This window comes from Mycobacterium talmoniae (genome assembly GCF_001854525.1).
GTDB classification, from domain to species: domain Bacteria; phylum Actinomycetota; class Actinomycetes; order Mycobacteriales; family Mycobacteriaceae; genus Mycobacterium; species Mycobacterium talmoniae.
Window position 1 is genome coordinate 1 of record NZ_MLQM01000165.1, and the last position, 12,120, is coordinate 12,120.

General features: G+C 63.5%; 4 protein-coding genes. 3 read left to right on the forward strand and 1 reads right to left on the reverse strand.

The window, feature by feature from the left end:
* Positions 1-1,195: hypothetical protein (locus BKN37_RS21980; RefSeq protein WP_242657326.1), on the reverse strand; the 1,195-nt coding region annotated here is incomplete at its 3' end.
* Positions 1,196-1,555: 360 nt separating this feature from the next.
* Here BKN37_RS21980 and BKN37_RS21985 point away from each other — a divergent pair.
* From BKN37_RS21985 to BKN37_RS21995, 3 genes are read left to right on the forward strand one after another with little or no spacing between them, the layout of a single operon-like run.
* Complete coding sequence (locus BKN37_RS21985; protein WP_071029074.1) at positions 1,556-4,963, forward strand: hypothetical protein; 3,408 nt, start codon at positions 1,556-1,558, stop codon at positions 4,961-4,963.
* Positions 4,960-9,888 carry a DEAD/DEAH box helicase gene (locus BKN37_RS21990; protein ID WP_071029075.1) on the forward strand — a complete coding sequence of 1,643 codons (4,929 nt, stop codon included), beginning with the start codon at positions 4,960-4,962 and terminating at the stop codon, positions 9,886-9,888. Before BKN37_RS21985 ends, BKN37_RS21990 begins: the two co-directional genes overlap by 4 nt.
* A 1-nt stretch (position 9,889) precedes the next feature.
* Entirely contained in the window at positions 9,890-11,539 is a 1,650-nt protein-coding gene (locus tag BKN37_RS21995) for a nuclease-related domain-containing DEAD/DEAH box helicase (protein ID WP_071029076.1), read from the forward strand.
* Positions 11,540-12,120: the final 581 nt, after the last annotated feature.

The following is a 12,120-nucleotide window of genomic DNA, read 5'->3' on the forward strand; positions in this document are numbered from 1 at the left end:
CTTTGGTAGGTAACTCATTGACCACTACGCGATGGCCCACCCCAAGCCCGGTATCGACACACCCCAACAGGGATCCGTCCAGATCAGCCCCGGTCCCGAAACCCCACCACCCCAGGGGACTTACCCCCATAACATCCTTCTGGTCGCGCTTGAGTGCGCTGACGAAGTGCTCGAACGGGTTCTCCGGATCCATTTGCGCATGCTCGACCGCTTGCAGAACGATGACGCGCTTCTTCAATGCAATCGCAAGACCGGCGAGCTCGAGATGCGCGCGGAACACACCACCTTCGTCGTCACTGATCCCATCGAATTGGCTCTGAAGCATTACGAGCTCGACGGGTCCGTCGCCCAGTTTGTCGAGGTTGTCCTCCCATTTCTTGAGGCGTTCAGCCGCACCCGCCACCGCGGTATCGATGGCATAGACGGCGGAGTCCAACCCCAACGAGGCGCCGATCTGTCCTTTGTCCAGCAAGATGCTGGTGGCCTTGTCGATGGCGGCACGGCAGCCGTTGAGTGCCAATCGCTCGCGATCGAGCGCGTCGTCGTGCAGCTTCTCCAGCATCGCGGTGATGTTCTCGATCGCCTGTTGGCGCTTGTAGTCGGCGTGGGCACTGACCCCGACAGCAACGGCCATCAGCACCAGCGGGGCGGCCAGGGTCAACGCCCCAGCGCCTGCCGCCGCAATTCCCGCAGTGGCTCCAGAACCGGCGGCGGCGCCGGTAGCCGCGGCCTTCCCGGCGACCGGCACGAACGTGGCGTGTGCGGCGATTCCCGACGACCCCATCAATGCACTGCGCACGCCGCCGGGGACAGCCTTGGACACCATTGGCTTGACCAAGCCACCGCCTACCTGGGCGGCGACCTTCGCGGGGACGACCATGCGGTAAAGGACTTCACCCCCGGCGGCGGCCGCTGCGTCAGGGGCGGACTTCGCGGTTTTGCTGACGAGCTGTGAAAGGTGGGTGGCTAGCGGGCTCGCTGCGTCGAGATGAAGGCCTCGATTGCGGTCGAGTTTTTCCGGGAGCCGGTGGGCTTCTAGGGTGGCGATGGGGGCCTCAGCAAACGCCGCTAGCACCGTCCGCAGTTCACCGAGCCGCTCGCCGGTCATAGCCTCGCCACTGACAATCGGTGGCATCGGGACGTCCCGCGTCGCCAGCGTCCACACTGGCACGACAGCCCTGCCCTGGTCATTCATCGCCACGTCTCCTCCTTGCCAACCGACACAATATGCGTAGCGTCCGACGAGCGAGCAAGAACCCTCCCAGGCACCCCACAGGTCAACGTAACAATTTGGTAACATGCTGGCGAATGTGTTGCGGGCTCGCAGCGTCAGGATAAGTTCCGTTATGCACCGCGGCTCCGTGCCGCATCGTTGACGAAAATCTGCAGGTAGGTAATAGCTTTGCCGCATCCACAATCAATGCTCGATTCCTGCGGTGGATGCCAAGTACCGCCGCGCGTGCGTTCGACCGTTCCATAACGACATGTCGGTGCCTTGTCTTACGGTCCCCGTCCAGCGCTGCGATGCCGCAGTTAATGGTGATAGGGGCAGGTCATGACTGTCGATGGACGGACGCGATCCGAATGGATGAGCGATGAGGAACATCGCCTGCGCCAGGCGCTCGAACCCGTGTCATTGGTCGTTGAGACCAACTTCAGCGCAGACGAGATTCGCCAGGTGCAGCAGCACTACGGCCAGGCTGCAACCCAGATGTTGCGACGCGGGTATCGCTACCAGGACGTCATCAAGAAATACCCGGCGCTCACACTGATCGCACTGGTCGGGCATGCCGCGCTCGCCTACGACCAAGGCAAATATTGGGACGAGTTCTGGGACGAACTCGGGCGGGGCCGTGACCAAGACTTCGAGAATGCGCTGCGGCGCAGTCTGGCCGCGCTGCTCGACAAGTTCCAGCTCGCCCGCTTTCCCGACTTGGAAGCGCGTCACCAGTACGTCATGACGTTCGCGATGCACGCCGGCATCCCGGTGCATTGCCTGGGCGATTTGCTACGTGTCGTGGACGATCACCTGGTGCGGGGCCGTGACGCAACCGGTGCCGCCTTGATGGAGTGGCTGGATGAACCCGGCAAGCAGTACCGGACGCTCTCACTGGACGTCCCGGTACGCAACTTCATTCACTACGGTGGCGAGTTCGCGGTAGACATCCTCGACCGCATCATCGACGTCGTCGACTCCGTGGTCACCGATCCCGGCCTGCTTGAGTCCGACCTGGATTCGTCAACGACCGGGCTGCCCGACATTCTCCTGGATGAGCTCCTCCACCAACTCCGCGAGAAGCCGGTGGGATGGCAGGGGCGGCGAGCAACCCGGGCCGCCGTTCAACGCCGACCGACGCTGCGCTACTCGGTGGACGATGACCAGCTGCTCGTGTGCGTTCCCTACCCGCGCATGGGTGCAGAGTCGCCCTGGCGGGTGTCGTTCGACGGTCAAGTACAGCAGGTATACACCCGGCGCGGGTGGGGGGTCTCCTCGGAGGACCAGGCGTCGCCAACGACGGTGCCCGTGGCGGAGCCGGTGCGCGAGATTTTGTTGTGGCACTCGGCCAGCGACCTAAGCTTCGCACTGCCGACCGTTGACAAATCCGACCCGTTGATGACGTTCACCGCCGACGGTGTGTGGATTGCCAAGCGCGAAATGCTCAAACGCGGATCTATCTGGGTCGTTTACCCAGAGCACTCCGAGCTCGTCGACCCCGACACCGGCGAGGCCGTTTCCTCGATGGTGACCGGTGCGCCGGCGGGATGGCGCGGCTGGTCTAGTGCGCTGATCGATGTTTCTGACATCGACGCCATCCAGTTGCGTAGGAACGGCGACCTCATCGGGCACCGACGTCCCGTTCGACGGGACACCACGCCGACCTTCGACCTGGGCGAACCGGTCACGGGCTGCCAGAGCCTGGACGGGCGACCGGTGTATTCCACACGTCCGATGGTCTTGCTGCCGATGTCGCGGGAACCCGCCGCCTGGCGGATCCGTACCCGCCGGCTCGACAGCGAGGAGTGGTTGGTTAACGACGAGTGGGATTCCGATGAGGTCACCACCTACGTCGACCCCTTCGACGAAACCCCCGAGCCTCAGCTGGGCACCTTCGAGATCGTGGTCACCGGGCCGCTGGGCGCCGACGGCCGCCTGGTGCTGTTTCTAGCTGAAGGCTTGACGGTCGCATTCGACAACCCGCCGCGCATACCGACCGCCCACGGCCTGTCGCCGATCGCGGCGACGATCGACTGCGGTGAGGGGCTGTCGGTATCGACCGACCGGCTGGTGTTTGGTGCCACCGGCTGCGACCAGGCGATCGAGATCACCAACGGCAGCGAAACCGCCGGACTGCTCGTCCGTCCTCCCTACGTCGAAATCCGCACCGGGCAGGTGGGCAAACCTGCGTCATGGCGCACCGCTGCAGATGTGTGCGCACCACAAGAGTTGAGTGAGGACCGGTTCGTCGCGATCCGAGCCCATGGGGTCGTCGCAACTCAGTTCGCGTTCATCAACCCCGCTGGGGAGCAGACCCATACTGAGGTTCGGCCTCGGCGGAAGGCCGGAGACGTTTACGAAGAGTCGACGCGGCGGTTTGTCGATGCCGCCCGCAGTGCAACCACCGGACGCATCGTGGCGCAGCTCGTCACGGTGGACGGCCGCACGATTGACGTCACCGTGCTCGCCGTTCGGCCTCCAAGGCTGTGCTCGGGCGCGGACATTTCCACGGGCGGCCTGGTCTTCCACGGTCTGCTCACCGTTGACGACTTGGCTGCCCAGATCTGGTGTTCGACGGCGCCGTGGGTTCCGCCACGTGCCATATCGCTGAGTGAAGATCGGGCCGAGTTGCCCAAAGACCTGGTGGGCGCCGGGCCCCTACTGTGCGAAGTCTTCGTCGAAGATCCTTGGGTGGCGGTCGAGCCGCCACGCTGGCCGGGCCCCAACGCGATTCGCGTGAACCAACCGGGTTGGTTCTCCGGCGGCGGAGATGCGTCAACGAAGCTGTCGCGCTTTCTCGCCGGCGAGGGGTCACCACCGGAGTCGGTGAGCACCATGCCCGAAGTGTGGTCCGCCCTGTGTTTCCCGATGCCAGATCACGATAGCGTCGGCAATCAGCGCACCGCGTCCGCACTGACCAGACTCCTTCGGTCCGAACCGCGTGCCGCCTTGGAGGCCCTGGGCAACAGCACCGTCCCGATCGAGGAAAAGATGGCGCTCCTGGTGCGGACCGAGTTAGTCAACTGCTCGTTTGCCACCAGCTTCACCCTCAACGAGCTGCACGCCGACCCGTGGTTCGGTCTCATGGTGGAGATGGCCGATCTGCCCGCGCTTTATCAGAAGCGACGAGAGGTTCGTGCTGAGCGTTCTGAAACACTTGCCTATCTAAAAGACAAGGGTGGGGATCAGCTCACCGAGACCCTGCGTTTCGGCAAGGCCGATTACGTCCAGGAAGGTAGTTTCGCCAGGAATGTGGCCGTGATGGACGGCTGGCCGCCGTCCCAAGTGGATGCGTTACTCGATGAGCTCCGGCTCGTCCCCGGCGCGCTGCTCGACCCCGATACCCGGATGGCGGCTAGCGTCGAAGCGTTTCGTCGCCGCTCGGACTGGATGGCCCAAGGCTGGTCCGAGGGGTTCGCCGCACAAACATCGTTTGCGATGGCCCCGATCCGCCGCGCCTGCCCACTGGCCTACGACGCCATAGCGCTGCGCAACACCATGCTCGACGGTGTTGATACCCGGCGCCACCCGTGGATGCTGATGACCCTGCAGTCGCTCACCCTGGCGGTCCTGGCCAGGTTGGAGGCGCACGGGCGCATCGCCGGTCAGTACTTGAACTCCGGGATGCTGTCGGCCTGGGCGCGACTGGCTGAGCTTTGTCCCCGACTAGTGGCCACCGACCTCTTGATCGCCGAAGCCCTAGTCATCCACTACTGCTCTGGCGACGTTATTGGAGATCAACCGTGACCAACGCACTTGATCCGCTTGCAGTGGGTCAGCAGATCGAAGCGACCTACAAGCGGTACTTGAAGACCTTGCTCTCGCCCCGCGACCCGGAGATGGCACACGCCTTCGACAGTGCGGTGGACAGCTCAACCCTGCTGACCAAAGGGCCGTTGCTCGAACTCACACCGCCCTACCAGCCCGGGGCATCGATGGCCGAACTCATCGACCAGGGCGTGCTTCATCCCGGACTTCGGCGGATCAACTTCCAGGTGGACCGGCCGCTGTACGTCCACCAGGAAACCGCGATCCGCAAGCTGGTTGGCGGACGAAATTTGGTGGTTAGCACCGGTACCGGCTCGGGTAAGACCGAGAGTTTCCTGCTGCCGATCCTGAACTCGCTGATCGGAGAGGCCGATGCGGGCACGCTTGGCCCCGGTGTGCGTGCACTGCTGCTGTATCCGATGAACGCCCTCGCTAACGATCAGCTCAAGCGGCTCCGCGAGGTTCTAGCCACGACGCCAGAGATCACCTTCGGCCGATACACCGGTGAAACCAAGGAATCCGAACGCGACGCGGTGGCGGAGTTCTATGCGACGAACCGCAATCAGGATCGTCTGGAAAACGAACTTCTCAGCCGCGAAGAGATGCGACGAACCCCGCCGCATCTGCTCTTGACCAACTACGCGATGCTCGAGTATCTGCTGTTGCGCCCCGCTGACATCGATTTGTTCGACGGGCCGTATGCCGGGACTTGGCGGTTCCTCGTCCTCGATGAGGCCCACGTCTACGACGGTGCCCAGGGATCGGAGGTGGCGATGCTGCTGCGTCGCCTCCGGCAGCGCGTGGCGCGCGGTAATTCGCTGCAGTGCATTGCGACCTCTGCATCCTTGACCGGTACGTCGCCCGACAAGGCGCCCGGCGAGGCGATGAAATTTGCGCGCAATCTGTTCAATGCCGAGTTCGAGTACATCGAGTCCGATCCCGATCGCCAAGATCTCGTCACTGCAACTCGCCAGGGACGCCGGGCCAAACCGACCTGGTCGCTCAGCGGTGAGCAACTGCTACGTTTCGGCGGCGGCCAGTCGGACCTCTCGGAACTCAAGGAACTCAGTGGCGCCGAGGACCCCGCCGACGCACTCCACCGTGAGAAGCTGACCACAGACCTGACGGCCGCACTGGCCGGCGCGCCGGTCGATGTCCGTTTCCTGGAGTCCACCTTGTGGCCCGATGACCCGCGATCGGCGAAAAAACTCAATGCCCTCGTCGCTTTGGGTAGTCGGATTCGCGATTCGGCGGGCAATCCGGTGCTGTCCGCCAGGTACCATATGTTCGTTCGGGCGACCGAGGGTGCATTCGTCAGTTTTGCCGACGAGGGCCCGCGGATCTTCTTAGGCAGAAGGGAAATCGACCCGGATACCGGCAGGGCCGTCTTCGAGTTCGGCACCTGTCAGCGCTGCGGATCCGTCCACCTCGCCGGCGACGTCGACGACATGGAGGGCCGCCAGTACTTTCGGCCGTCCACTCAGGCCGACGCGTCGGTGAAATGGCTCGTTCTGGTCGACGGCGAGGGTGACACCGTCATCGACGAGGACGAGTCGGCCCTTGGCGAAGAACAAGCGAACACAGATCTGGCCCTTCGCTGGCTCTGTTCAGGATGCGGGCAACTGACCAGCCCGAATGAAACGATGTGCTCGTCGCCTGAATGCCCTGGCGGACCGATGAAACGGGTCCGAGAACATCCGAGAACTACCCGCGTCATGAGCCGTTGCACGGAATGCGGGGCACTGGCCCGCCAAGTCATTCGTCGGCTTCGTACCGATACCAACGCCGCGCCGGCCGTCATCACCACGGCGCTCTACCAGGAACTGCCCGAGGCCGATAACGAGTCGGTTGCCGAGGTCGGCGGTGGGCGGAAATTGTTGATGTTCTCCGACTCTCGTCAAGCCGCCGCCTTCGCGGCACCGTATCTGGACCGCACCTACGGCAGGCTGCTTGAACGTCGATACCTGACACAGGCACTCCAGGACAAGAAGTACTGCGATGAGGATCTGACGGTTGACGATCTGGCCATCCTAGCTCGCAAGAAAGCAACTGCAGCAGGCCATTTCCCTCGGGATATGGGGAGGATCGCCGAAGAAAAGGCCGCCAACGAATGGGTCGTTGGCGAGTTGCTGACCATGGATGCGCGCCAGTCGCTCGAAGGGCTGGGGCTGATGCGGGTCGCGCTCCATCGTTCTAGCGGTGGCTCGCTGCCAAGAGGTTTGACCGCTCTTGGCTTGACTGACGATGAAGGCTGGGCGCTGCTCGACGAACTGGTGAAGACGGCGCGGGTGCAGGGCGCCATGACTCTCCTTGACGAGGTCGACATCAAATCCGAACGATTCGCGCCGCGTAACGTCACGGTCCGGATCCGTTCGCTCGGGTCAGATGCCGCCAGGAAGGTCATGAGCTGGCTGCCAAGCGGCCGGCCTGGCACGACGAACAAGCGAATTACTTTCGTGAAGAAGGCCTTAGCCGCGATATCTTCGGATGCGGATCCAGGGAAGATCCTTGAGGGATGTTGGAAATATCTGCTCGACCAAGAGTTTGTGGTCCTCGTTCCTGACAAGATGTCGCGGGATGTCTACCAGGTCAACCATCGCAAGCTCATGGTCCACAATGGGGTGGATTGCACCTGGTATCAGTGCGATGTGTGCCGGCACACCACCGCGTTTTCGGTACGCGGAGTCTGTCCTAACACTTCATGTCCAGGCCAGCTGCAACACCTGACCATCCCCGATGTCGCCACTGACACCAATCACTATCGCGTGATGTATCAGACGATGGCTGCGGCACCGTTGTCGGCGCGTGAACACACCGCGCAATGGGATGCACGGCAAGCGGCGACCATTCAGGACGAATTCATCAAAGGCCAGGTCAACGTCTTGTCCTGTTCAACGACGTTCGAACTCGGTGTGGATGTCGGGGATCTGCAGTCAGTGGTGATGCGCAACATGCCGCCCAAAACCGCCAACTACATTCAGCGTGCCGGGCGTGCCGGCCGTCGTGCGTCCTCAGCTGCACTGGTGCTGACATACGCCAACCGCACCTCGCATGACTTGGCCAAATATCAGAATCCAGAATCCATGATTGCCGGGCAGATGCGGGTGCCGTGGGTGCCCATCGACAATCGACGTATCGCGCGCCGGCATGCCCACTCGGTGGCGTTAGCGGCGTTTTTCCGACACTGCGCGGAAACCGCCGGATCAGTGTGGAAACACGCCGGAGAGTTCTTTGCGCCCGGCCCCGAGGGGCAAGACGCGCCGGCATCGCGAGTACGCGCCTACCTGACACCGGTTCCCGCAGAGATCAAAACTGCTCTGCACGAGGTTCTGCCCGAATCACTAGCGGAGGCCATCGGTGTCGACGATGATCGGTGGGTTCCGATCTTGTGCGACCTGCTGGACAAGGTTCGGCAAGAGGTTTGCGAAGACATCAAGACGTTCACCGCAGCGATGGACGAAGCGGCCCGGGAACGGAAGTTCCGTCTGAGCGACAGACTCCAGAAAACGCTGAACACCATCGAGAAGCGGCAACTGCTCGGGTTTCTCGCGAGCAGGAACGTCCTGCCGAAATACGGGTTCCCGGTGGACACCGTTGAACTACGCACCGTTCACTCCGCGCAACCGGTCGGCCGCAGCCTCGAACTGGCTCGCGACCTCAGCCTCGCGATCTACGAGTACGCGCCGGGAAACGAAATCGTGGCCGGCGGCAAGGTGTGGATGTCTCGCGGGCTGCACCGGCTTCCGGGTCGCGAACTCGAGAGCTTCGAGTACCGGATATGTAAGGTGTGCCAGCGGCTTCAGCACGGCCGGACGCTGGATCCGGCGGAATCGTGTCCGACGTGCGGAGGTTCCTTTGGATCTGTTCGCACCTTCGTCATCCCGGAGTTCGGCTTCGTCGCCGACCGTGAAGCCCACGACTTAGGGACCGCCCCACCGGAGCGGCGATGGAACGGAGCCAGCTTCGTCGTCGACGTAGGCGATGAGGTCAACACCGTGACCTGGCGATCGGAATCCGGCGTCGAGGTGGCAGCACGCGCAGGTAAGCGAGCCAGTATGGCGGTGATTTCCGAAGGTGCCGGGGCCGGGTTCCATGTGTGCGACTGGTGCGGGTGGGCCGACGTGTTCGACCGTGGGAGGCCGCGGCGTAAGCATGAACGGCCGACCACCGGCCAAGATTGCGGCGGGCCACTAACGGTCGTATCGCTGGGGCATAAATACCAAACAGACGTCGCTGAATTCACCTTCAAAGGACCGCAATATCACACCATCGTGGAATCAGAATGGCGTTCAGCCCTGTACGCGTTGCTGGGCGGGGCGTCGGAGGCGCTGGAAATCAGCCGCGATGACATCGACGGTGCGCTGGCCTGGAGCAGCGATGGGCGTCGGAGTCTCGTCTTGTTTGACACCGTCCCCGCTGGGGCGGGTGCGGCGATGAAGATCGCGGAGAACGTGGAGCTGGTCTTGAATGCGGCGGTCGACCGCGTGAAGACGTGTGATTGCGGACCGGAGACGTCGTGCTATGGCTGTCTCCGGTCCCACCGCAATGGCCGGTTCCATGATCAGCTATCTCGCGATCGTGCCCTCAGGGTGTTCGAACCCCTTCGCTTAGCGGGGTTTCGGAGCGATGTGTCCGATGGCTGGGGCACATCCTTGGAACTAGTTCCGAAGAACGTCGAGCAGCTACTTTCAGAATTGGCGCGTCGCGGCTGCCCGGAACCGCAGGTCGGAGTTGAGTTAGGGGAGTGCTATTGGCCTATCGAGGCTGTGTGGCCATTGCGCAAGGTCGTTCTTGTCGATGGATCTGATGCGGAGCGTGATGGCTCGTTGGCAGCCGATGGCTATAAGGTTCTTCCGCTGGGTGAGACCGATGCGGACATGTTGACAGCGCTGCTGACGGCCTGACATGCCCATCACCATTCCCGCGAATCCCCGCTTCGCCAACGGCGCCGAACGCCAGGTCCACCAGGCGTTGGTCGACCAGCTGCAGGACAAGGACGTAATCTTCGTGGGCCAGCGGGTTACCGACCATCTCAAAGATCACGAGATCGACTTCGTCGTCGCGATCGAAGGTGCGGGCATCGTCTGCGTGGAGGTCAAGGGCGGTGAGGTCTGGCACGACGGTGGTGGCTGGCGCCAACTCCGCGGCGGCAAGGCATATCACATTGAGCCGGTGCGCCAGGTCCGCGACGCGTGTTACGCGCTACGCGATTACGTTGAGGCCGATCCGCGCTGGACGATGCGCCGGCTGCGCTGGGATCATGTCGTGGCGTTGCCGCACACCGAGCTGTCTAACGATTTTGCGTTGCCGGAGTGCCCCCGCTGGAAGGTGGTCGACCGCAACGGCATGCCGAAATTGGTGGCTCGGCTGCGGGAGGTGCTGATCCGCCAGGAGCTGGGTCGTCCACTACTGGAGCAGTCCGGTATCGACGAGCTTCGGACCGTGCTGGGCGGGCGGGGCTTGCCGCAGCGCGACGTGGTCGCGCGGGCGTTGGCCAATGACGACGCCGGCGATGCGCTCACCGAACAGCAGGCCGTCATTCTGGAGGCCATCCGGCAGCTGAACCGTGTCGAGGTGCGTGGCAGCGCCGGCAGCGGAAAGACGTTTCTGGCAGTGGAGCAGGCGCGCCGGCTGGCGGCGAGGGGGCAACGGGTTGCGCTGCTGTGCTATTCGCACGGGCTGGCTTCTTACCTTAAACGCATCACCGCGTCCTGGCCGCGCCGGCAACGCCCGGCCTACGTCGGCGAGTTCCACTCTCTCGGTGTGAGCTGGGGTGCGCCCGACGGCCCGGATGAGTCGGTCCGCAGCCCGGACTCGGTGCAGTTCTGGGAGTATGAGCTTCCCCAACAGATGGCCGAGCTGGCAGCGGGGCTCGCCGAAGGGCAGCGGTTCGACTCCGTGGTGGTCGACGAGGCTCAAGACTTCGCCGACAGCTGGTGGGACCCGGTGCTGGCGTGCTTGCGGGATGCCGAGACCGGCGGGCTGTTCGTGTTCAGCGATGAGGGCCAGCGGGTGTTCGATCGGCAGGGCACCCCGCCGGTGCCGCTGGTGCCCCTGGTGCTGGATCGCAACCTGCGCAACACCCGCCAGATCGCCGCCACGTTCCGGCCGCTGGTCGACCACCCGATCCGCTGTCTGGGCGCGGACGGTCCCGAGGTGACGTTTCTCCCGTGCGGCTCCTCCGAGGCGATGGGCGTCGGCGACGACCAGGTCGAGAAGTTGTTGAACGATGGCTGGCGTCCCGAAGACGTCGCGCTGCTGGCCACCGGCAGTCGTCACCCCGAACAGGTGGCCCGCCAGGCCGCCGGTAACGAGGCCTACTGGGACAGCTTCTGGGATGCCGAGCAGGTCTTCTACGGCCACGTGCTCGGGTTCAAGGGTTTGGAGCGTCGCGCTGTGGTGCTCGTCGTCGACGCGCGGGGCCCGTCCGAGCGGGCACGAGAACGCCTTTACGTCGGGCTATCGCGGGCCCGCGACCAACTCGTCGTGTGCGGCGACCCCGACTTCATTGCCGAGGCGGGAGGACCGGATTTGGCGCGGCGACTCGGAATCTAGAGGGGGCTCCTCGTCAAGACCGTTCTCGACGGCACACGCCCGCAGCCTACGGGCGACCGATGGTGGCAGACGGTGTACTTGACCGAGCCGGTGGCACGGGGTGTCGTCCAGCGGTGGTCGAGCCAACGTTTCCCCAGCGAGCCGTCTTGGAGCACTCGCGGTCCCCAGATCCTGATTTCGATGAGGGTGCGGACCGACCACGTGGCAGTGATGTACCTCGGCCGAAACTCCTGGACGAACTTCTGCCCGTTGGCGCCGTAGATCATGTCCGGGAGCTCGTTAGGCTCGAGATCGATGCGTGCATCGTGGTTCCGGCTCACGCGAATCGCCTTGCCTGGAAGTTGGTGTCGAGGCTCGGTCATTTTGGCGTCCCGGGTAGCGGCACTTCCGTCGGTAACCATGTCGGGCGATGCTCGCTGACTCGCTCTAACCCGCAGGTCGATCGTCATGGGGCTGGATAGCGTCCCGTGGAGTGGTGGACTTCGGATCGGGCGTGGTTCACGCGTTGTGATCAACGAGTCATGTTGAACGCTAGGCGATTTGGTGTTGTTTGGCAAGGGCTGCCGCGGCGTGTTTTTTGG

What these genes read in the sequence shown, in the direction of transcription:
- BKN37_RS21995 (WP_071029076.1), top strand. Translation starts at nt 9,890, where the DNA reads ATGCCCATCACCATTCCCGCGAATCCCCGCTTCGCCAACGGCGCCGAA.
- BKN37_RS21985 (WP_071029074.1), top strand. Translation starts at nt 1,556, where the DNA reads ATGACTGTCGATGGACGGACGCGATCCGAATGGATGAGCGATGAGGAA.